This window comes from Arthrobacter sp. PAMC 25486 (assembly GCF_000785535.1).
In the GTDB taxonomy this organism is placed as follows: Bacteria; Actinomycetota; Actinomycetes; order Actinomycetales; family Micrococcaceae; genus Specibacter.
Genome location: NZ_CP007595.1, coordinates 2,724,870 through 2,747,417, shown reverse-complemented (window position 1 = coordinate 2,747,417; position 22,548 = coordinate 2,724,870). Strand labels below are relative to the sequence as shown.

The following is a 22,548-nucleotide window of genomic DNA, read 5'->3' as shown; positions in this document are numbered from 1 at the left end:
GAAAATCATGACCTCAACCGCCATCTTTTCTGACTTAGACACGGCCTTCATAGAAGACTTCCGCATCATGAGCACCTTCGGCGCCACCGGGAACGGCGGAGTTGACCGTCAGGCGGCCACCATCCCGGACGGTGAGCAGCGGCGCTGGTTCAGCGGCCTGCTGCAGGAACGCGGCTTCACTGTGAAGTTTGACCGAGCTGGCAACCAGTGGGGGCTTTTCGAAGCAGTGCCCGGGGCGCCATTTGTTGTGGTTGGTTCGCACATGGACTCCCAGCCCACTGCGGGCCGGTACGACGGCGCCTACGGCGTGCTGGCCGCGGCACATGCTGCGTTCCGGCTTGCAGCGGCGTGGGCGGAAACGGGTGCACCGCAGCCTAGGTACAACATCGCCGTCGTCAATTGGTTCAATGAGGAAGGTTCCCGCTTCAAGCCCTCCATGATGGGATCCTCCGTTTACACCGGCAAGCTGGCGCTGGAGACGGCGCTGGCGACGACGGACGCTGCCGGCGTGTCTGTGCAGGAGGCGTTGGATGCGATTGGCTGCCGGGGCGACTTTGGCGGTCCGGAAGCCGCTTACTGCGCCGAGATCCACATCGAACAGGGCCGCAGCATGGAGCGTGAAGGTGTCACGATCGGCCTGGTGTCCTCAAACTGGGCCGCCAACAAATACGAATTCGTTGTCCATGGCGAGCAGGCGCACACCGGGTCCACGGTGATTGAGGACCGCAGGGATGCACTGTTAGGCGCGTCCATGCTGGTGGTGGCCGCTCGGGAGCTGGCGAACCAATTCCCCGGCGTCCTGCACACCTCCGTGGGGCAGCTGAACGTGTACCCGAATTCGCCGGTTGTGGTGCCGTCGCGGGTCAACCTCCTGCTGGACCTGCGCAGCGCGGACGAGGCGGTCCTTGCCGAGGCAGACAATCGCCTGCACCGCCGCATCACCGAGATTGAGGCGCTCGCCAATGTTTCGGTGGAGCAGCACCAGTCCCATTCCTGGCCCGTGACCCCATACCAGCGCGAGGGCGTCGAGCTTGCCGCAAACGTCGCTGCCGACCTGGGCCTGTCCAACAAGGCCGTCATGACGCTCGCCGGCCATGACTCCACCAACATGAAGGATCTGGTGCCCACCGTGATGCTCTTTGTGCCGAGCGTCGACGGAATCTCCCACAACGAACACGAGTACACCACGGACGAGGACATCGTGGCCGGCCTTGCCATGCTCACCGAAGTGGCCAACCGGCTGTGCCAGGGCGTGCTGGAAGGCTGACGGAGTCGCTTTCCGGGGTTACCCAGTTCGTCCGGACACAAGCACGACGCCAGGCCCGCACCTCTTCAGTGCGGGCCTGGCTTTTGTCCATCCCAGGCTTGCGGCGGCTCCGAGTAGGGCAACGACGTGCCGGCCTGACAGCGGCCGTGCGGCAGTCCGCCGTCGTGCTTGAGCACCGAGAGTGGGTCAAGCCCGTACTTGGGGGTGCTATGTACCGCCGATAATGGGCCAAAACATCGCCATTTTGGTGGCTGCTCCGCGAAGATGGGTCCAACCCGCGAAATGGGCACAACTTTGGCGGCATGTCACGGGGTGGGCCCATTTTCGGCGAGATGGTGGCAAATCTGCGGCGGGTTGGAGCCATTCTCGGCGCAATGGACCATGGAAGATGTGGGTTGCCCCTGCAGCCGGCGGCCGGCCGGTCAGCCGTGGGCCAGCATCCGCCCCGCAGCCTCCGTGACGGGGGAGATCTGCTCAACTAAAAGAACCGCACCCAGCGCGCACATGATGATGCCGCTGGACAGGGTCACTCCGCGGGCGGCGCCGGGCCGTGAACGCAACAGACGGCGGGCCCCTGCCGCCACGAGCGTGTAGATCACGATGGTCGAGAGTACAAAAGACATCCCGAGAATCACCGATTGCAGGGGCACGGAGAAGGCAGCCTCCGGGCGGATGAACTGGGGCGTCAGGGCGACAAAGAGCAGCATCCCCTTGGGGTTAATGGCGCTCGTGCCGAAACCCTGCAGGTAGGCGCCCCAGGATGAACCGGCCAGACCCGAGGCGGTGCCGGGTGCCGTCGCGGAAGGTGCGGGCAGTTCACCGTTGGGGCCGATCGTGACACTCCCCGGGACGTTGAACCCGGCACCGCGCCAGGACCTGGTGGTCTTGATGCCCAGCCACAGCAGGTAGACGGCGCCGGCAATCGTCAGCCACAGCAGGAGTGCCGGGGCCGCGGCCATGAGTGCGGCAATTCCGGCGGCCAGCAAGATGGTGTGCAGGACATAGCCACTGCACAGCCCCGCAACGGAGGGCACAAAACTGCGGCGTCCCAGCCCGGAGGCGATGGCAACGGCCCAGTCGGGTCCGGGCGTGCACGTCAACGTAACAGCAACTATGAGGAAGCCAATGAGTGCCTGCGGTTCCATGGAGTCTCCTGCCGTAGTGGTTTGTTACGGCAAGTTTAGGGAAAAATGAAGCGAAAGTGCTTACCTTTTTTGCCCCTAACAGCCACTGTGTCGATAAGATATTACTGTGATTGATGCCATTGACAGAGAAATATTGCGCACGCTCCAAAATGACGGCCGCATGAGCGCCACGGCGCTGGCTGCGGAGGTGGGCCTGACGGTGGCGCCGTGCCACCGGCGCCTGAAGGACCTGGAGGCGTCGGGCGCCATCAGCGGGTACCGTGCGGTCATCGACCCGGCCGCCGTTGACCTGGGCTTTCAGGCTCTGGTGTTCGTGACGTTGGACCGGGTGGATAGGACCACCGTTGATGAGTTTGAGGCGAAGGTGGCGGAGAATGTGCACATCACCTCGGCGCAGCGCTTGTTTGGGGACCCCGACTACATCTTGAAGGTGCTTGCGCGGGACCTCGCCGATTACCAGCAGTACTTCGACAACGAGCTGACGAGCCTGCCCGGCGTGCTGCGCCTGCGCTCCACCTTGGTTATGAAGAACCTCAAGCCCAAGGCGGGCCTGCCGCTTTAGCCGACTATCCGGCGTCGGACTTGCCCCGAAACCTCCGCGCAACCTCGGATCTTTGGCACTTAGGGTGTGGTCAGTCCACATCCCGGAAGTTTTGCCCTACAGTGGGAATCATGAAAATTGCGCTCTTTGCCACCTGCATCGTCGATGCCATGTACCCGCGCACCGCACAGGCCACGGTCAAGCTGCTCGAACGGCTCGGACACGAAGTTGTGTTCCCTCCCGGGCAGGCCTGCTGCGGCCAGATGCACGTGAACTCGGGCTACTTCAAGGAAGCCCGCACAGTTGTGGCCAACCATGTGGAGGCCTTCGACACCGACGACTACGACGTCGCCGTGGCACCTTCCGGATCCTGCGTCGCCAGTGTGAAGCACCAGCATGAGTTGGTGGCCCGCCGCTGCGGTGACGCTGCGCTGGAAGCCCGGGCCGCCGTCGTGGGCGCCAAAACGTACGAACTCTCGCAGCTGCTGACGGACGTCCTCGGCATCACGAACGCGGCCGAGCAGCTCGGCTCATACTTCCCGCACAAGGTCACCTACCACCCCAGCTGCCACGGCATGCGGCTGCTGCGCCTGGAAGACCGCCAGCTGAACCTGCTGGCCAGTGTGGGCGGCATCGAAATGGTGGAGCTGCCTGAGGCGGACCAGTGCTGTGGCTTTGGTGGCACCTTCTCCATGAAGAACGCAGATGTCTCCAGCGCCATGAACGCCGACAAGGCGGCTAACATTTGCGGCACCGGCGCCGAGCTGTGCTCCGGCGGCGACGCCAGCTGCCTCCTGCATATTGGCGGCGGGCTGTCCCGCCAAGGCAGCGACGTGGGCACACTCCACTTTGCCGAGATCCTGGCCAGCACGCTGGAAAACCCCATCACCGTCACCGGCGAGATCAAACTGGCAGGGAGCAAGCGATGAGCAGCAACACTTTTCTGGGTATGCCCTCGCTGCCCGTCTTTGGCCACGGCAACCTCAACGCCACCGAGCCGTTCCCGGCGGCGGCGCACCGCGAACTCGGCAACGAGCAGCTGCGCGCCAACCTGGGCCACGCCACCCACACCATCCGGGACAAGCGCCTGAAGGTTGTGGCCGAACTTCCCGACTGGGAGGACATGCGCGACGCCGGCGCCGCCATCAAGGACGCCACCATGGCGAACCTGCCGGCCATGCTGGAACAGTTCGAGGCGAACTTCACCGCTCGCGGCGGCATCATTCATTGGGCGCGCGACGCCCAGGAGGCGAACGAGATTGTCACGGCCCTCATCCGGGAAACCGGTGAGACCGAGGTGGTCAAGGTCAAGTCCATGGCCACCCAGGAAATCGGGCTCAACGAGTACCTGGAAGAGCAGGGCATTGCCGCCTACGAGACCGACTTGGCCGAGCTGATCGTGCAGCTGGACCACGACAAACCCAGCCACATCCTGGTCCCGGCCATCCACAAGAACCGCAGCCAGGTCCGCGAGATCTTCCTGCGGGAAATGCCCGTGGTGGACCCGAACCTGACGGACGAACCCGCCCGCCTGGCCGAGGCCGCCCGCACCCACTTGCGCAAGAAGTTCCTCTCCGCCAAGGTCGCCGTGTCAGGCGCCAACTTCGGCCTGGCCGACACCGGCACGCTCACCGTGGTGGAATCCGAAGGCAACGGCCGCATGTGCCTGACCTTGCCGGAAACCCTCATCACCGTCATGGGCATCGAAAAGCTGCTGCCATCCTGGAGCGATTTGGAAGTGTTCATGCAGCTACTGCCGCGCTCCTCAACGGGGGAGCGGATGAACCCGTACACCTCGCTGTGGACCGGCGTCACCCCGGGCGACGGACCCCAGAACGTCCACCTGGTCATGCTGGACAACGGCCGCACCGCCGCACTTGCGGATAAAATGGGCCGCACGGCGCTGAACTGCATTCGCTGCTCCGCGTGCATGAACGTGTGCCCCGTCTACGAACGAACCGGTGGCCACGCCTACGGCTCCACCTATCCGGGCCCCATCGGTGCCATCCTTTCCCCACTGATGACAGGGATCAAGAGCGAGGAAAACAGCTCCCTGCCCTACGCCTCCTCGTTGTGCGGTGCGTGCTTTGACGCCTGCCCGGTGAAGATCAACATCCCGGAAATTCTGGTCCACCTGCGCGGCGAGGACGTTGATTCCAAACGCGCCAAGGTCAAGGTCCCCTCACAGATGGACCTCATGATGAAGGGCGCCGAGTGGGCGTTCGCCAGCGGTTCGCATCTGAACCTGCTGGAAAAGGGCCTGCCCCTGGGCAAGCTCGCGGCCGGGCGCGACAAGGTCATCAAGAAGCTCCCGGGCATCGCCGGCGGCTGGACCCAAAGCAGGGACATCCCCGCGCCGCCCACCCAGTCGTTCCGCCAATGGTGGGCGAAGGAACACAAGCCAGGAGTCGCCGTCGTGCCTGGCTCCACAAACAGCGAAAACGCTGGAAACAGCAGCGAAGGGGAGCAGGCATGAGCGCCCGCGAAGAGATCATGAACCGGATCAAGTCGGCCCTGCGGGATGCGCCGGAGACCCCCGTGGTGCCGCGTGAGTACCGCCGCAGCTCGGACATGACCGTAGAACAGCGGCTCGCGCAGCTCGTGGACCGGCTGGTGGATTACAAGGCGAACGTGTTCGTCACGCCCGAAGCCGAAGCGCCCGCCAAGCTGGCTGAACTGTTGGCGGGCTCGGCTGCGATTGTGGTGCCGCACGGCCTGCCGGAGTCCTGGCTTTCCGCCCTTCCTTCCGCCGGGAAGCACGACGGCGGGACGCTGGCTGTCCATGCTGACTCACCTGAGCACCGCCTCACCGTCGCGGAGCTGGACGCCGTTGATGCAGTGGTAACAGCTGCCGCGGTGGCCGTCTCGGAAACCGGCACCATCATGCTCGACGGCAGTGACGACCAGGGCCGGCGCATCATTTCGCTGGTTCCCGACCGGCACATCTGCTTCCTGAACACTGAGCAGATTGTGGAGCTGTTGCCGGAAGCCATTGCACGGCTGGAGGCAACCCGGCCGCAGACCTGGATCAGCGGGCCCAGCGCCACGAGCGACATCGAACTGGAACGCGTGGAGGGAGTTCACGGCCCGCGCACGCTGGACGTCATCATCCTGACGTAACCGGGGGAGCGAGACCCGGCGGCGCCGACTGGCACAGTTCCAACACCAATTCCGCCGAGATGTAAGATCACGCCCTATACGAGAGGGCGTCATCTCACATCTCGGTGTTGATGAGTGGCTGGCGGCGCCGGGGTTCCCAAGGGGCACCGCGGGTGGAAGCATGGCCGGTATGGAATCTTCGGAGCTTTTAACAGACGCATTTGGCCGGATTGACGGGATTGTTTCCGGCGTCCTGGACGATCTGATGCCGGCCAAGGCTAATTGGCGGCCGGGCGGTGTGGGCAATTCCATTACGTGGTTGGTGTGGCACCTCAGCCGGGGCCAAGATGAGCAGATTGCCGACGTTGCGGGGCATGAATCCATATGGGTCAGGGATGGCTATGCCGCCAAGTTCGGCTTTGCCCTAGAACCGGCAGACCACGGCTACGGGCACAGCTCGGAGCAGGTTGATGCCGTGAGGGTGGAGTCGCTGGACCTGCTGCGCGAATACCACGGGGCCGTACTTGCCCAGAGCCTTGAGTACGTTAGCGGGCTTGATTCGGAGGCGTTAAACCGTGTTGTTGACCGCCGTTGGGATCCCCCGGTCACCCTCGGCGTGCGACTGGTCAGCATCGTTGACGACTGCGTCCAACACGGCGGACAGGCGGCGTACGTCAAGGGCCTGCCGCGCTAATCTCAAGTGACCTGCCGAATCTCAGGTGCTGGCCGTTGTTGGCGGTTCAGCTGGTGAGCGGCTTCGCCGCGCCGGTGGTGCTTGCAGATTCTATTTGCGTATCAGTTGATGAGCGGGGCAGCGTCTGCCTTGCCCAGCCTTGATGTGCTGGCAGTGAAGAGCTTTGCCAAAATCATGCACGCTGCCCCTCGTGCCAGGGTGGCAGGCATGATGGTGGTGGACTCAAATTCCGGTGCAGGGTCATTTTCATGCTTGTACTGGGCCTTGAATTCCCTGAGGGCACCTGCCGCCAATTGCGGAAAGTCAGCCTCGGGGGCCACCGCCAGCACTATTTGTTCGGGAGCGAAGATCTTGCTGACATTAGCCATGGCCATGCCCAGGTGGTAGCCGGCCTCTTTGATGACTTCCGCATCACGGGCGGGGCCCGCCCCGTCGGCACCGAGGCCGCGGCGCTCAAGTTCACTGCGGATTCCCCACAGGCTGCTGCGTGTTTCGAGGCAGTCGCTCGCGCCACAGTGGCACAGCCGCTCGGGCTCGCGGGCACCGCCCACATGGGAGTGCGCGAAACCGCCGGCAGCACCATTGAGCCCCCGGTGGATACGGCCTTCCACCACCACGGAGGCACCCAGGCTGGTGCCGACGCTGAAAGTCAGCAGATTGCGGCCTTCGAGGCTCTTTTCAAACAACAGCAGGCCAAGGGTGAAGGCGTTCACATAGCTGTCGATCTCCACCGAGGCATCGAGCGCCTCGCCCAGCAGCGACCGGAAGGGGACGTCTTTCCAGTTCATGGAACCGCTGTGTTTGACGCTGCCGCCTGCCTGGTCGACAACACCGGATACCGCCACACCAACACCCAGAATGGTGGCTTGCGGGGCCATTGACTGGGCCTTACGCACCGCGGTTGCCGTGGCCGACGCCACGACTTCTGGCTCACAGGAGCTGAGGGACTGGCGGTCCTTGGCAACAATCCTGCCGCGCAGGTCAACAAGAACGGCCAGGACCTCGGTGCTGGAAACCCGCACGCCTGCGGCCACCACCACGTCCTGTCCCAGCTCCAGCATGCGCGCCGGTCTGCCGCCTGTTCCCGTGACAGTGTCGGTCTCCATTACGAGGGAGGCCTGGAGCAGCCGGCCTGTAACACCGGTGACGGTGGCTGCACTCAGCCCCGTCCGGGCGGCGATAGTGGCTCGGGTGACAGGGCCGCTGGACCTGACAACGTCGAGAATAAAGGCCTCATTGATCTCTCGAATGAGTGCTTTGCTGCCGGCACGGGGTTGCATCGGACGCCCTTTCTAGTGTTGGTTCAGGTCTCCATTTGGGGAGCGCAGATTATGGCAACAAGACCAGTGTACTTCTTTTTGTCATTGACAAAACTAACGAAGTGATATTAGTCTCCTCTACATGATCCACAACGATGAGGTTATTCAGGGGAACACGGCTGCGGCACGCCCAGCAGGCAAGAACAAGATTCTTCTCAGCGTCCCGACAGCGGAATCAGCAGCCTTCTTCCCACCGCAAAGCAGAATTGCACTAGAACAATTTGGCGACGTCGTGGAAGTACCCCCGTCCCGGCTTGTCGATCTGGACGCTTTTGAAGCAGTCGCGGCCGAGGCCAATATCTTCATTACGGCTTGGGGGTTTCCCCGTCTGACCGGTGCGTATTTGGAGTTGGCGCCATTGCTGGAGCTGGTGGTGCATGCGCCGTCATCGATTCGGGCTCTTGTCAGTGATGACTTTTGGTCAGCGGGCCTGCCCATTTCCCAGGCCGGTGCAGCGATGGCACCGGCGGTGGCTGAAATGTCGCTCACGCTGACCATGTCGCTCCTGCGCCGGACCCACCGTCTGGACCACGCCATGCGCAACGGAGTTGCATGGGAACAGGCCCGCAACATTTCCCGTGCCCGGGAGATTGGCGGGGCGCGGATCGGCGTTGTGGGGGCCTCGCGGACCGGGCGAAAGTACATTGCTGCCTGCCGCGCCTTGAACGCTGATGTGCGAATTTACGACCCTTACATCTCTTCTGACGATCCGCTCTCGAAAAACACATGCGGGCTTGACGAGCTGATCGAATGGGCCGAAGTCCTCGCATTGCACGCCCCCGAAACGCCGGAAACCAGGGGCTTGATTACGCGAGACCATATTTTTTCCATGACGGCCGGAACCCTTGTTGTCAACACTGCGCGGCCGTCTCTGGTTGACATGGAGGCGCTCTATGAAGCGGTCTCGGCGGGGCGTCTGGACGTGGCGCTGGACGTGTACGACGTCGAACCCCTCCCCGAGGCCGACCGCTGGCGTTCCCTTCCGGGAGCCCTGCTGACGCCGCATGTAGGCGGGGCGACCCTGGAATCGAGGCAGCGTGCCGGGCACATCGTCGTCGACGAGATTCGACGCCACCTCAGCGGTGAGCGGCTGCAACATTCCATTGACCAAACACAACTGAAACGGATGGGCTAGTCACTCCCATGCACAACATCCTCATCATCCACTGCCACGACTTGGGGCGATTTCTGGGATCCTATGGAATCTCGGGTGTGGACACACCCAACCTTGACCGGTTGGCCAGCGACGGCACTCTCTTTGAAGCAGCATTTGCCACGTCGCCCCATTGCAGCCCCGCCCGGGCTTCCTTGTTTACGGGAACATACCCACAGACCAACGGCGTCCTTGGCTTGGCTCATGCGCCGTTTCACTGGGACCTCCATGAACCCAGCAGCCACTTGGCACACCGCCTGGGCCGTCACGGGTACCGCAGCCACCTGATCGGTGTCCACCACGAATCCCGTGACTTTGACGACGACGAAGTGGCCAGACGGCTCGGCTTCACCAGCGTTCGCACAGGGGGCCACCGGGACGAGGTGGTGCAGCGCACCAATGCCGCCCTGAGTGCTGCGGCAACCTCCGGCAGCCCGTTCTACCTGCAGGTTGGCTTCGACGAGCCCCACCGCACTCCCTCAGACCAAGACGAAGCCGGAGTGATGGGCTTCCTGGCTGAAGGAGTAAAGGCAGAGAGCTCACGGGGCATCTCGATACCTCCCTATTTGAGAGATGACGCCGGGGCCCGTGAGGAGATCGCTGAACTGCAGGGTGCCGTCAATTTCATGGACCAAGGAGTGGGGGCAATCCTTGACCACTTGGCACTGCTGGGACTGGACCGGAACACGATCCTGGTCTTCACCACAGATCACGGGCTTGCACTGCCGCGGGCCAAATGCACACTCTACGATTCAGGTCTCGGTGTGGCACTCATGATGCGGGTGCCTGGGAGGGACAGGTGGACAAGCCGGCGAATTCCCGATTTGGTCAGCCACGTTGATGTTCTCCCCACCCTGTTGGAATTGGTGGGTCTGGGCGTCGATGACGACATTCAAGGCGAGAGCCTGGTGCCCATGGTTGAGGCGTCGGAGGCAGGCCGTAACCATGTGTTCGGACAATTTAGCTACCACACCTATTACGATCCAAAGCGGGCTGTCCGGTCAACCACCCACAAGCTAATTGTCAACTTCTCCAACGCTCCAAGCGTCATGGACCCCACCCAGTCTTGGATGCACCGCAGCGCCCCTGTCCAACTGCGAGGCCCGACCGTCCCCACAAGCGAAGCCTTTGAACTATACGAGCTGAACAACGACCCAGACGAAATGGAAAACCTTGCAGCATGCCCGGAACACTACCGCGTCCTGGGCGAGCTTGCCAGAGCACTAATGGGCTGGATGCAGGAGTCACAGGACCCCCTGTTGCAGCTCCAAATTGCTTCACCACGCCACCGTCTTGCGATGGCGGCACTGAAGGAAGCTGCCAGCACCGATGATCCTGTCGAAGCTTCACATCAGATCCACCCAACCTCGGCAGTACCTGTCCTGACTGAACCCTGAGAGAAAGACAAGAGAAAATGCTTAAGAAACCCCTGCAAATTGCTGCCGTTGCGGCGACCATTGCGCTCGCCGCAACCGGATGCGCCCCCGCCGGATCTGATTCGACCGGAGCGTCCGGCGAACTTAGCGGCAAGGTCACGCTGTGGATGTACCCGGTCATCAAGGACGAGACCGTTAGCAAGAAGTTCTGGAGTGACACCGAAGCCGATTTTGAGAAGAAGCATCCTGGTGTTGACCTCACCATCGAGCTGCAAACCTTTGACAAGCGTGACGCCCAAATCTCAGCGGCTTTGGCTGCCAACTCGGGCCCCGACATTGCCTTGGTGACACCGGACCAGGCCGCGACGTACTTGGCGGTAGGCGGGTTGCTGCCCGTTGATGAAGCAGTGAACAAGGAACGCGAGTCATTTGTCCCTGCCACACTCAAATCCGCCACTTTTGATGGCGAACTCTACGGCGTCCCCATCTTCCAAAATATTAATTCCACGGCGTACAACACCAAAATCTTTGCTGATGCGGGTCTGGATCTCCCTGAGACCTGGGCGGACGTGAAGGCTGCCGCGCCTGTCCTCGCGGAGAAAGGTATCGCGGTCATGGACTACGCCGGATCTCCGGAGCAAACCCTAAACCTGACCTTCTACCCCCTCCTCTGGCAGGCTGGGGGAACGGTTTTCACCGAAGATGGAAAAGACATCGCTTTTGACTCGGCTGAGGGTGTCGAAGCCCTGCAGTTCTTGGTGGATCTGATGGAGTCCGGTGGGCTTCCCATCGATGCGGCAGTTGCCGGGTCCAAGATAGACGGTGCGCCCATCGCGGGAGGCAAAGTAGCCATGCGAGCGACAACGTCTTTGGCGGAACTTGGCCTGCTTCGAGGGGCGCTGGGTGATGAGAACGTGGTCCTCGGTGCGCCGTTGAAGGGCAATGTCCAGGCGACGTACGGTAACCCGGGCCTGCTGGCATTGACGTCCATCAATAAGAAGGAAAACCGTGATGCCGCCTACGAGGTGCTGTCGTATCTGTCCTCAGCTGAAGCGCAAGCTGCGCTGAATGCTGCTGCAAGCAACTTCCCCACGCGCACCGATGTGAAATCAGAGGACGAGAACGCGGACACTGACGCCTTGAATGCCGCACTGGAATTCGCAAACTTTGGTGAGGCGTCACCGGTCGCCCGTCAGGTAATGGCCATCCTGGCCCCGTCCATCCAGGCTGCACTGGGTGGAAAGGTTACCGCTAAGGAGGCCTTGTCCAAGGCCGCCGACGAAGCACGGGCGTTGCTCAAGCGTTCCTAACCTTCAATGGAGCGGGGCGCACAGCCCCGTTCCATTCCATCGCCCGTCAACTGATTCTGATTGGTTCCATCATGTCCACCACCACCGCCCCGGGTCGGTTCGCCTCCCGCCATCGCAAAGAAGCGATGGTTGGCATCCTGTTTGTGTTGCCAACTCTCATAATTTTTGTGTTGTTCAAATTTCTTCCCATAGCCGGCGCTGGGGCGATGAGCTTGACGCGCTACAGGCTCAACGGTGACGTCGAATTTCTCGGCGTCGACAATTACACACGCCTTTTCCAAGACGCAAATTTCTGGCAGAGCCTGGGAGTCACACTTGGATACGTCGCCATCTTTGTCCCGCTCATCATGGCGGTATCACTGGGCGGAGCCCTCTTGCTCAACAAGCTTGTACGCTACAGCGGAACCTTTCGGGCACTGCTCTTTGTCCCGTACCTCAGTTCTTTTGTGCTGGCAGGCATCATTTGGACCTGGATCTTCGCGGTCGACGGACCCCTCAACGGTGCCCTCACTGCTGTTGGGGCGGGCCCTGTGCTGTTTCTGTCCGGTGAACAGTGGCTTGTGCTGGGCTCGCTCGCAGTCGTCTCCGTCTGGAAAGGTTTCGGCTACTCCATGCTGATTTTTCTTGCCGGGCTGAAAGCCCAGTCCGTCGAAGTGGAGGAGGCTGCAAACATTGATGGCGCCAACGTCGGGCAGAGGCTGTGGTTTGTGACCCTACCGCTGCTGAAACCAGTAATTTTCTTTGTACTGGTCATTGAAACCATTATTGGTTTCCAGGTCTTCGACACTATTTATGTTATGACCGGAGGCGGCCCGGCACATGCCAGCTACAGCCTGATCTACATGCTTTTCGATGTGGGCTTCAAATTCTTTGATTTTGGCTACGCCTCTGCAATCGGACTGGTCCTCTTTGCGATCGTCCTCATCCTCTCGCTAGTCCAGCGGTACTTCTTTGAAGGGAAGGCAGACCAGTGACGCAACTTGCCGAGTCTGAAGAGTCCCAGCGTGTGGGTGGGCTGCCCACCCAAGCCGGAAAACAACGCAACATCCGTCCCACCGTGAAGCTGAAAGCCAAACGACAACAGCGCACCCAGCGCTGGCTGGTGGCAGTACTGACTGTCATTTCGATTTCCACCATTGCCCCCCTGGTGGCCATCATAGTGTTGGCCCTTTCACCGGAGGGAGAGCCGACCCTGCCCTATGCGTTGCCCTCGTCATTGACGTTTGAGAACATTGTTCGCATCTTCAATGTGGGTACGTTTCCGCGGTGGCTTTGGAACTCGGTTGTTTACTCCGTGGTGTCAGTTGTGATTGTCCTCTTTACTGCATCGATGGCCGCCTATGCCCTGGCCCGCAAGCGCTTCCCGGGGAGAAACTTGGTCCTGTGGTCCATTGTGGCGACCTTGATGGTGCCGATGCAGGCAACGCTCATTCCGACGTTCATTCTGATCGCCGGCATGGACGGTGTGAACACCTTGTGGGGATTGATTCTGCCCACGCTGGCCAACGCCCAGGCAGTGTTCTTGATTCGCCAGTTCATTCGGGATCTGCCCGATGAGCTCTTCGACGCCGCAAAAATTGATGGGGCCGGGGAGTGGCGCACCTTCTTTGCAATCGTGATCCCGCTGATCAAGCCTGTCCTGGCAACCCTTGCGATCTTTGTCTTCCTCTGGCATTGGAACGATCTGCTCTGGCCGCTTGTTGTGGGGCAGTCTGATGCGGCCAGGACCTTGACGGTGGGTCTTGCCACCCTCAATACGGAAACGGTTTCTACCCCCAGCATCATGGCTGCGGCCTTCATCAGCTTCATTCCTTGTTTGGTGATCTTCATCTTCCTGCAGCGCCACATCGTCGCCAGCATCACCTCCTCAGGGGTGAAGGGATGACACAGCTACCCGCAGGAGGGCCAATCAGGTTTGGCTTGATTGGTATCGACTCCCCGCATGCGCCGTCCTTCACCAGACTTTTTGGTGACGGAGTCACCTCAACGGTCCGCGGCGGCATAATCACCAGTGCCTGGGCCGGCGCCGTCTCGGAGGATTTTCCCCTGAGCAGGGACAGAATTGCCGCTCGCACGGAGCAGATGAACGATCTGGGTGTGCCATTGCGGGACAGTCCGGAGGCTGTAGCACGAGAGTGCGATGCCCTGCTCGTAGTTGCCTCCGACGCCAGGACTCATGCGGGCTATTTTTCCCGGCTGGCTCACTTCGGCAAACCCATTTATGTTGACACCCGATTTGCCATGACGACGGCGGATGCGCGTGCCATGCTTGAACTGGCCCATGCCGAAAACTGCCTTGCCCTGGCCGGATCACCTAAACGTTTCGCCCAAGAGTTCCACGATTCCATGGTTCATTCCAAGGTTGAACGCATCGATCTTGACGGGGCCCTTCCCACCCAGCCGGGTCACCCGGGACTGTCCTGGTACGGGGTTCACCTCGTCGATCTGGCTGTAGCAGCCATGGGCCCCGGCTGTGCCGAAGTTGACGCGACCGGGGAGCGAGTGGTGCTCCGCTGGAAGGACGGCAGGGTTGCAACACTTGCTGGCCCGCCCGAATGGGGTCCGCTCACCACGGGGAAAATTGTGGGGGCCGACGCCGCAACGAGCTTTGAGATTGTTGCCGGTGAGGACATGTTGGTTGGGCTGCTCAACGCGGTGGTTCTGGCGTGCCGTACGGGAGCACCTACGGTTCCGGAAGATGAAATCATCTCCATCGTGGCGATTGTCGAGGCCGCCAACAAGAGTCTTGCCAGTGGAAAATCAATCACGGTGTCACCCTCCTGACACCAGCCTTGCTGCGAATCTGCGATGTAAGAGTTGACTGCCTAGTTGGCGGTTGTTGTGCCCATTTTTTGTTCCCGTGATCGTGACCTGTGTTGGAAGGCTGCCCTTGATGTCTACGAAAACTGCTCGCCGGCCGAATGTTGTTTTGATTTTGACTGATGATCATGCTGCGCATGCTGTGGGTGCGTATGGGTCGTTGGTGAATGAGACGCCGCGGATTGATGAGATCGCGGGGAATGGGTGGGTGTTGGCGAATTGTTTTGCCACGAATGCGTTGTGTTCTCCGAGTCGGGCCTCGATTTTGACGGGTACGTATAGCCATGTGAATGGGGTGAGGACGTTGTCGACGCCGTTGGATAACAGCCAGCCGACGTTTATTTCCTTGTTGAAGGAGGCTGGTTACCGTACGGCGGTGGTGGGGAAGTGGCATTTGGGTGAGGGGGACGGGCATGATCCGCAGGGTTTTGATTACTGGGATGTGTTGATTGATCAGGGGGAGTATTTTGATCCGACGTTTCTCTCGCCTGCAGGGCGCCGGACCGTGCCGGGGTATGCCACGGATGTCATCACGGATTTAGCGTTGGAGTGGGTGCAGGGGTTGGAGGGGGAGGAGCCGTGGGTGGTGTTGATCAACCACAAGGCCCCGCATCGTCCGTGGCAGCCGGATGCGAAGCACGCGAACATGTATAAGGATCCGATTCCGGTGCCGAGGACGTTCACGGATGATTTAGCCACACGTTCGGTGGCGACGCGGCGGGCCACGATGGGTGTGGCCGAGTTCTTGAACATGGCCGATTTGAAGGAACTACCGCCGGAAGGGCTCAGCTTTGAGGAGTTGGCGGTGTGGAAGTACCAGCGTTACATGGAGGATTATTTGGCGTGTGTGGCCTCGGTCGATGACAATGTGGGGCGGGTGACGGACTGGTTGCGGGCCAGTGGGCAGTTCGAGGACACCTTGTTGATGTATACCTCGGACCAGGGCTTTTTCCTGGGTGATCATGGCTGGTTCGACAAGCGCTTCATGTATGAGGAAGCGTTGCGGATGCCGTTCGTGCTCAGCTACCCGGCGGCCCTGGCGCCCGGGAAGACGTTCCACGGGATCACCACGAACGTTGATGTCGCGCAGCTGATCCTGGATGCTGCCGGGGTGGCTCATCATGAACGGATGCAGGGCCGGAGCATTTGGCCGGAATTGCGCCAGGCGCCGGTGGCCGGGCCCGTGGAGGGCATGTATTACCGCTATTTTGAGAACGATGATGCCCAGCACCGGGCCCCGGCCCATTACGGGTACCGGAGCGAGCGGTACAAGATCATCTACTTCTACAACGACGGGTTGGGGTTGCCGGGCACCGGCAGGGCCGTGTTCCATCCCGAGTGGGAACTCTATGACCTGGTGGAGGATCCCGAAGAGATACGCAACGTGTTCCACGACCCCGCCTATGCTTCGGTGCGGGCGCAGATGCAGGTGAAGTTGTGGCGGCGCCAGCACGAGGTCGGTGATGAACCGCACCACTCCCAGGCCCGCCCCGTCGGCGCCTAAGAATCGGGCACCCCCGGAACGGGCTGTGCGCCCGCCCCCTTTTCAATGCTTCATGTCATCAGTTTGGAGACTTTTTACCATGGCTCTTATCCGTCCCCAGTCCGGCCTTGGCGCGTATGCCGGCATGGCCGCCTATGCCGGAGACCTGCATAACCACTGCGCGATCAGCTACGGCCACGGCACCCTGGCCGACGCCTACCGTAACGCCCGGTTGCAGTTGGACTTCGCGACCGTGACCGGCCATGCTGCCTGGCATGACATGCCCAGCGAGCCGGCGCATGTCAGTGACTACCACAGTGCCGGGTTTGCCCGGCTGCGCGGGCACTGGCCCGAGGTGCAGCGGCTGACTGAGGAGGTCAACGTGGACGGGTCCTTCGTTTCGTTGCTGTCCTTTGAGTGGCATTCGATGACGTACGGGGACCACTGCGTGTACTACAAGTCGGGCACGGGGCCGCTGGAACCGGCCCAGGCGCAGTCCCTGGAGGAACTACGAGAGGTGCTGCGCGGTCTGGGCAAGGCGGGGCTGGAAGCGTTCGTGATCCCGCACCACATCGGCTACCGTGCGGATCGGCGCGGGATCAACTGGAACACCTATGATCCCGAGCTCTCCCCGGTGGTGGAGCTGGTCTCGATGCATGGCTGCGGGGAAAGCGCCGACGCGCCCCGGAACTACCTGCATACCATGGGCCCGCGCGATGCCGGCTCGATGGCCGACAGGGGCCTGGAACTGGGCAACACCTTCGGGTTCATCGGCTCCACCGACCACCACAGCGCCCACCCCGGCTCCCACGGCCACGGCCGCGCCATGGTCTGGGCCGAGGAACTCACCCGCGACGGGATCTGGGACGCGATCAAGAACCGCCGCACCTACGCCGCCACCGGGGACCGGATCATGCTCGCTACCAGCATCGACGGGCACCCCATGGGCGCCGAATATACGAACCCCGGGATGCGGGAAATCACTGTCGAGGTCCTGGGCGGAGACACCGTGGACTACGTGGAAATCATGCGTAATAACGAGGTCATCGCTAAAAGCGGCCCCACCGCCGTGGATGCCTTCGAGTTCGACGGCATGCTCGCCGTCAGCGTCGGCTGGGGCGAAGTCGGTGTCCTGAACCGGTGGGACGTCCAGATCGAGATCATCAACGGCCGCATCCAGGGCGTGGAACCGCGCTTCCACGGCTACGACATCGTTGAACCCAGCGCCGCGGAACCCGACAGCTTCAGCTTCTCCCACTGGGACCAACAAGACGCCCAACACCTCTCCTTCACCACCGAAACCCACGGCAACCCCAACGTGCTCACCGACGCCACCCAACAAATGGCCCTGCACGTCACCGGTAACAAAAACACCGTCCTGTCCGTGACGTTCAACGGCAAGCAAGTCCACCGCACCATCGGTGAACTCCTACGCGGGCCACAGTCCCAGTACCTCGGCGGCTTCCTCACCGGCGCGATGCTCCTGCACCGCGCCGTCCCCCACACCGCCCGCCACCTCACCATCGAGCACACCGACACCGGAACCCAGGCCCCCCGCGACCAGTACTACGCCCGCGTCCGCCAACACAACGACCACTACGCCTGGAGCTCACCAACCTTCATCAACAACTAACCCACCCCAAACGGAAGGAATACGTGCAACTGGTGCGGGTTAGCCGGCAGATACAGATACCCGGGCGTCCTGGGTCGGGCCTGTCGTTGACGGTGTGTCGGAAGCCCTGCTCGGGACAAAGGCGGCAAGGAGTCCGGCGAGGGCCGCGGCCCCGACGGCGATGGCGAAAGTGACCCGGAAAGCATCGAACGTGGGGACGGAGACCGGACCCACAGACATGGTCATCGACGCCAAGACTACGCTCAGGACCGCGGCCGAGCTGGAGGTGCCGATGGCGCGCATCAGGGAGTTCAGCCCATTTGCGGCGCCAGTTTCGGTGATCGGCACGGCACCCATGATGAGTGCGGGCATGGCGGCAAAAGCCAGGCCAATGCCGGCGCTGATCACCATCGAGGACAGTATGACCTGCCACACTTGTGCGTTAAGGAACAAGACCAGAACATAGCCGGCACAGATGACAATGGCGCCGGTGATGAGCGTGGTTTTGGGTCCCCTGCGGGCCGAAAGCCTGGCTGAGACGGGAGACAGTGCCATCATAACCAGGCCGCCCGGGGCCAGAGCCAGCCCGGTCATGAGCATCGACTGGCCCAATCCGTAGCCCGTGGCAGACGGGGCCATGAGCAGCTGCGGGAACACCAGCGACATTCCGTACATGGCGAAACCGATCATGATCGAGGCCATGTTGGTGAACAAAACCTGTGGCCGTGCGGAAACCCGCAGGTCCACGAGGGGAGCCTTGATACGCAATTCGTAGGCGCCCCACGCCAGCAGGGTGATGACGGAGAAGCCGAAGAGGCCGATGGTGGACAAGCTTCCCCAGCCCCAGTCACTGCCCTTAGTGACCGGGATCAGCAATGCCGACAGGCCCACGGCCAGTCCGAGTGCGCCGATACTGTCAAACTTGGCGGGTGTGCGAACCGTGGATTCGGGCAGGACAAACCAGACCAGGGCCAGGCAGGCTGCGCCCAAGGCGGCTGCCGCCCAAAACAGCATGTGCCAATCGGAGCTTTGCGCGATGAAGGCGGCCAGCGGCAGGCCGACAGCGCCGCCGACACCCATGGTTGCGCTCATCGTGGCCACGGCGGCGCCCACCCTTTGGGGCGGCAGGAGGTCGCGCATGATACTGATGCCCAGCGGGATGGCACCCATGGCCAGCCCCTGAAGAGCGCGGCCGGTGACCATAATCGCCAAGGAATCCGTCAGGGCGCAGAGCACCGAGCCCACCACCATGGCAAAAAGACTGACGATCAGGATCCGGCGCTTGCCGAACATGTCACCGAGACGTCCGCCAATGGGAGTTACCACTGCGCCGGCGAGTAGGGTTGCCGTGATGGCCCAGGAGGCGTTGGCGGACGTGGTGTTGAGCATGGTGGGCAGGCCCGGAATGAGCGGAATGATCAGTGTTTGCATGAGCGAGACAACGATCCCGCAAAATGCCAGTGTGGCGATGACGATCTGAGGTGCTGGGTTACGGCGGGGATTGATAATGCTGGGCACTGGGCTCCTGTTTGGCTAACGACTACTTGCGTATGTATGATGCAATCTAATTGCATTATACATAAACGTCAGGAGCTCGAAAACGTGATACCCGAATCACCAGTCCTGGAGCTGATGGAATATGAGCTCATGCTCTTCTCCCGCTACTACCTCCGTCCGCAGCACAGCGCAGAGGGAATGCTGGATAGATCCGCATTCGTTCTGCTGAGCCGGCTGGAAAACGTTCCCCCCATGACACTGAAGGAACTTGCTGCCACGCTGCGGCTGGATGGCTCCACAGTGCACCGCCAGGTCGGGGCGCTGTTGCGCTCGGAACTGCTGGCCTATGCACCCCACGACGGCGGCGAGCTCGCCCGCCGTGTCACGCCCACGGCGGCTGGCAGGGCTGCGTTGAGAGAGTGCCGAAAAGTCTATGCCCAGGGGATTGGCCAGGTCATTTCCGACTGGTCTGAGGCAAAGAGCGAACAGTTTTTGAAACTGCTCAAGGACTTCAACCAAGGGGTTGAGGCGCTCGAGGGCAGCCCCTGGCCGCGCAGCTAGGACCGTTCCGGGGCGCATCGTGAGGTTCCCTTGATGGCTCAGATAGAAACTTCCGTTGGCTCGTCTTGTTCCATCACGGAGGCAGACGTAGTTTGGTTGGCGGGATTTTCGTGGGTTGGGAGAACTGTTCCAGCTCACCGGCCAGATCAGCAACGGCAGCGGCGGATGAGGTTCGGTCCACGACGCGCTCCCTTACATATTCTTCGTTCCAGTCCTAGACTGGCGGGGACCCCCGATTCCTTTCCGGAGTACTTACGACTGAGGCAGGATGTGCTGCCTCAGTGCGCGGATGTCGGGGTTGTTTTCTCGTTGCACTAGAAGGGGTCACTCGATGCCTTCTGAACTAACCAGGAAGGGATATATTCCATGTCAGGAAACAAAGCCGTTGCCTACAAGGGGCCAGGCGTAGTTGAAGTCATCGACATCGACTACCCGACGTTTGAACTCAAGGACGGGCCGGGTGTCAATCCGGCCAATGTGGGGCGCAAGGTGCCTCATGGCGTCATCCTGCGCACAGTGGCCACCAACATTTGCGGCTCCGACCAGCACATGGTGCGAGGACGCACCACGGCACCGTCGGACCTTGTCCTGGGCCACGAAATCACCGGCGAGGTGGTTGAAGTTGGTCCGGACGTTGAATTCATCAAGGTGGGGGACATTTGCTCGGTGCCCTTCAACATCTCCTGTGGGCGCTGCCGCAACTGCAAGGAGCGCAAGACGGGCATCTGCCTGAACGTGAACCCCGACCGGCCGGGCAGTGCCTACGGCTACGTCGACATGGGCGGCTGGGTTGGCGGCCAGGCCGAGTACGTGCTCGTTCCCTACGCGGATTGGAACCTGCTGAAGTTCCCCGACAGGGACCAGGCGCTGGAGAAGATCATGGATCTGACCATGCTCTCGGACATCTTCCCCACAGGTTTCCACGGTGCCGTCAGCGCCGGCGTCACGGTGGGCTCCACCGTGTACATTGCCGGTGCCGGGCCCGTGGGCCTCGCCGCGGCGACGAGCGCGCACCTGCTCGGTGCCGCCGTCGTGATTGTCGGTGACATGAACGCCGAACGTCTGGCAGCTGCCCGCGCGTTTGGTTGCGAAACGATCGATCTTTCCGAGGGTGAGCCGGGCGGGCAGATAGAGCAGCTGCTAGGTGTTCCCGAGGTCGACTGCGCGGTCGATGCGGTTGGTTTCGAGGCGAAGGGGCACGGCCATGGTGCCGGAGAGGCCCCGGCCACCGTCCTGAACTCGCTCATGGACATCACTGCGGCCGGTGGTTCCCTGGGCATCCCGGGCCTGTACGTCACGGGTGACCCGGGCGGCATTGACGCCGCCGCCCAAAAGGGTTCGCTGTCGCTGAGCCTGGGTACGGGCTGGGCGAAGTCGCTGGCCTTCACGACGGGGCAGTGCCCGGTCATGAAGTACAACCGGGGCCTGATGATGGCGATCCTGCACGACAAGGTCCAGATCGCCAAGAACGTCAACGCCCAGGCGATCGCCCTCACCGATGCGCCGCGCGGCTATGCCGAGTTCGACGCCGGTGCCGCCACGAAGTATGTGCTTAACCCGAACGGCTACCTGAACTAGCCGGGAAGCCCACTTCTGCCGACCCTTTTATGTCTGGTGTCAAGTAAATAGTTTCTCTAGTTGCCGGAAGAGGTCTCGTGCGATGTAGCGTTTGAGGACGCGTTTGATGTCGCGGTAGCTCAGTCCTTGGGCGGTGCGTCGTTCGAGGAATTCCTTGGTTTTTTCATCGCAGCGCATGCGGGTCTTGGCGATGATGTCCAGGGCCATGTTCAGTTGCCTGTCTCCGGTGCGGTTCAGGCGGTGCCGGATGGTGTTTCCCGAGGACGCTTGCAGCGGGGACACCCCGGCCAGGGAAGCGAACGCTGCCTCGTCGCGGACCCTGCCGTGGTGGGAGTAGGCGGCCAGGATGATCCCGGCCGTCACAGGTCCCAGTCCGGGCTGGTCTTGCAGGCCCGGGGCGAGCTCCTCACACAGCCGGCCCAGCTGGGTCTCGTTCGTTTTGAGCCGACCGGCTGCGGCGGTGATCGATAGGGCCAGATTGGTCGCTTCTTCCCGCCCGATCTGCTGCTCCACAGTGTCGCTGGGGCGGGCCCGCCACGAGCCGATCTCGGCGACCTTCTTGTCGCTGAGGGCTTCGCGGGTGTCAAGGCCGAGGTCGATTTGGCGCACCAGGGCGTTGAGGGCGTTGCGGTTGGCGGTGGACTGCCCCTCCAGGCGGCGCCTGCTGGCCAGCAGCACCCCCAACGCTGTCCGTGTGCCCTCGATGCGGGGGTACAGCAGCCGGTTGATTTCGGTGCCCAGGATGCCTGTCGCGGCCGCGATGGCATCGATGGCATCGGTTTTCCCGGCGCTTCCGCGGGTCTTTTTCCGTGGCGGTTTCGCCTCAACAACGGGCAGGTTCTCGTTGACCAGGGCGCGGGTCAGGGATGCCCCGTAGGAGCAGGTTCCTTCCACCGCTGCCAGGATCTCGCCGCTGGTATTGCGGTGGATCCAGCCGATCGCGCGCTTGATGCCGGCGGCGGTGACGGGGAATGCCTCGCATCCAAGGCACGTCCCGGTAGTCGTGGCGGTGATGGCGTAGGTGTGGGTTTTAGCGTGGGTGTCAACACCGATGACGTAGGCATATTTTTCTGCAACGATAGTCATAACGGTG

The 22,548-nt window shown here is 61.9% G+C and carries 20 protein-coding genes; 16 read left to right on the top strand and 4 right to left on the bottom strand.

The features are described from left to right. Positions 1–7 precede the first annotated feature (7 nt). The gene (locus art_RS12625) at positions 8–1,267 is read left to right on the top strand and encodes a M20 family metallo-hydrolase (protein ID WP_038465373.1); all 1,260 of its coding nucleotides are present in this window, start codon (positions 8–10) and stop codon (positions 1,265–1,267) included. Positions 1,268–1,689: 422 nt separating this feature from the next. Here art_RS12625 and art_RS12620 read toward each other — a convergent pair whose 3' ends face one another. Continuing rightward, positions 1,690–2,412, bottom strand: a complete 723-nt coding sequence (locus art_RS12620) for a LysE family translocator (protein ID WP_038465370.1) — start codon at positions 2,410–2,412, stop codon at positions 1,690–1,692. 106 nt (positions 2,413–2,518) lie between these two features. Here art_RS12620 and art_RS12615 point away from each other — a divergent pair, with 106 nt between their 5' ends. From art_RS12615 to art_RS12595, 5 genes are all read left to right on the top strand, one after another. Further along, positions 2,519–2,974, top strand: a complete 456-nt coding sequence (locus art_RS12615; RefSeq protein WP_082000272.1) for an Lrp/AsnC family transcriptional regulator — start codon at positions 2,519–2,521, stop codon at positions 2,972–2,974. A 110-nt stretch (positions 2,975–3,084) separates the two neighbouring features. Continuing rightward, positions 3,085–3,882 carry a (Fe-S)-binding protein gene (locus art_RS12610; RefSeq protein WP_038470035.1) on the top strand — a complete coding sequence of 266 codons (798 nt, stop codon included), beginning with the start codon at positions 3,085–3,087 and terminating at the stop codon, positions 3,880–3,882. Next, on the top strand, positions 3,879–5,429 hold the full coding sequence (locus art_RS12605) for a LutB/LldF family L-lactate oxidation iron-sulfur protein (protein WP_038465369.1): 1,551 nt from the start codon (positions 3,879–3,881) through the stop codon (positions 5,427–5,429). Before art_RS12610 ends, art_RS12605 begins: the two co-directional genes overlap by 4 nt. Further along, complete coding sequence (locus art_RS12600; protein WP_038465367.1) at positions 5,426–6,073, top strand: LUD domain-containing protein; 648 nt, start codon at positions 5,426–5,428, stop codon at positions 6,071–6,073. Before art_RS12605 ends, art_RS12600 begins: the two co-directional genes overlap by 4 nt. Positions 6,074–6,242: 169 nt before the next feature. Further along, positions 6,243–6,746 (top strand): DUF664 domain-containing protein, encoded by a 504-nt coding sequence (locus art_RS12595; protein ID WP_038470032.1) that lies wholly within the window; start codon positions 6,243–6,245, stop codon positions 6,744–6,746. A gap of 101 nt (positions 6,747–6,847) precedes the next feature. Here the strand turns inward: art_RS12595 and art_RS12590 are convergent, their stop codons facing one another. Beyond that, positions 6,848–8,026, bottom strand: coding sequence for an ROK family protein (locus art_RS12590; protein ID WP_052136406.1), 1,179 nt, complete (start codon positions 8,024–8,026; stop codon positions 6,848–6,850). A 121-nt stretch (positions 8,027–8,147) separates the two neighbouring features. Here art_RS12590 and art_RS12585 point away from each other — a divergent pair, with 121 nt between their 5' ends. The 8 genes from art_RS12585 (at position 8,148) to art_RS12550 (ending at position 17,840) form a co-directional block, all read left to right on the top strand. Next, the gene (locus art_RS12585; RefSeq protein WP_052136405.1) at positions 8,148–9,200 is read left to right on the top strand and encodes a hydroxyacid dehydrogenase; all 1,053 of its coding nucleotides are present in this window, start codon (positions 8,148–8,150) and stop codon (positions 9,198–9,200) included. Between the two features lie 8 nt (positions 9,201–9,208). Further along, positions 9,209–10,615, top strand: a complete 1,407-nt coding sequence (locus art_RS12580; RefSeq protein WP_082000271.1) for a sulfatase — start codon at positions 9,209–9,211, stop codon at positions 10,613–10,615. A 17-nt stretch (positions 10,616–10,632) separates the two neighbouring features. Further along, positions 10,633–11,904, top strand: a complete 1,272-nt coding sequence (locus art_RS12575; RefSeq protein ID WP_038465365.1) for an extracellular solute-binding protein — start codon at positions 10,633–10,635, stop codon at positions 11,902–11,904. A 71-nt stretch (positions 11,905–11,975) separates the two neighbouring features. Further along, positions 11,976–12,878 (top strand): carbohydrate ABC transporter permease, encoded by a 903-nt coding sequence (locus tag art_RS12570; RefSeq protein ID WP_052136404.1) that lies wholly within the window; start codon positions 11,976–11,978, stop codon positions 12,876–12,878. Beyond that, on the top strand, positions 12,875–13,789 hold the full coding sequence (locus tag art_RS12565; RefSeq protein WP_253901349.1) for a carbohydrate ABC transporter permease: 915 nt from the start codon (positions 12,875–12,877) through the stop codon (positions 13,787–13,789). Before art_RS12570 ends, art_RS12565 begins: the two co-directional genes overlap by 4 nt. After that, a complete protein-coding gene (locus tag art_RS12560; protein WP_038465363.1) occupies positions 13,786–14,688 on the top strand; it encodes a dehydrogenase in 903 nt (300 codons plus the stop codon). Before art_RS12565 ends, art_RS12560 begins: the two co-directional genes overlap by 4 nt. A 109-nt stretch (positions 14,689–14,797) precedes the next feature. Further along, the gene (locus tag art_RS12555) at positions 14,798–16,228 is read left to right on the top strand and encodes a sulfatase (RefSeq protein ID WP_038465361.1); all 1,431 of its coding nucleotides are present in this window, start codon (positions 14,798–14,800) and stop codon (positions 16,226–16,228) included. 79 nt (positions 16,229–16,307) lie between these two features. After that, the gene (locus tag art_RS12550) at positions 16,308–17,840 is read left to right on the top strand and encodes a DUF3604 domain-containing protein (protein WP_052136403.1); all 1,533 of its coding nucleotides are present in this window, start codon (positions 16,308–16,310) and stop codon (positions 17,838–17,840) included. Positions 17,841–17,879: 39 nt separating this feature from the next. Here art_RS12550 and art_RS12545 read toward each other — a convergent pair whose 3' ends face one another. Next, on the bottom strand, positions 17,880–19,337 hold the full coding sequence (locus art_RS12545; RefSeq protein WP_253901348.1) for an MFS transporter: 1,458 nt from the start codon (positions 19,335–19,337) through the stop codon (positions 17,880–17,882). 84 nt (positions 19,338–19,421) lie between these two features. Here art_RS12545 and art_RS12540 point away from each other — a divergent pair, with 84 nt between their 5' ends. Together art_RS12540 and fdhA are read left to right on the top strand one after the other, a co-directional pair. Further along, the gene (locus art_RS12540) at positions 19,422–19,877 is read left to right on the top strand and encodes a MarR family winged helix-turn-helix transcriptional regulator (RefSeq protein WP_082000270.1); all 456 of its coding nucleotides are present in this window, start codon (positions 19,422–19,424) and stop codon (positions 19,875–19,877) included. 366 nt (positions 19,878–20,243) lie between these two features. After that, on the top strand, positions 20,244–21,455 hold the full coding sequence (gene fdhA, locus art_RS12535) for a formaldehyde dehydrogenase, glutathione-independent (protein ID WP_038465359.1): 1,212 nt from the start codon (positions 20,244–20,246) through the stop codon (positions 21,453–21,455). 39 nt (positions 21,456–21,494) lie between these two features. Here the strand turns inward: fdhA and art_RS12530 are convergent, their stop codons facing one another. Continuing rightward, positions 21,495–22,541 carry an IS110 family transposase gene (locus art_RS12530; protein ID WP_038465357.1) on the bottom strand — a complete coding sequence of 349 codons (1,047 nt, stop codon included), beginning with the start codon at positions 22,539–22,541 and terminating at the stop codon, positions 21,495–21,497. Positions 22,542–22,548: the final 7 nt, after the last annotated feature.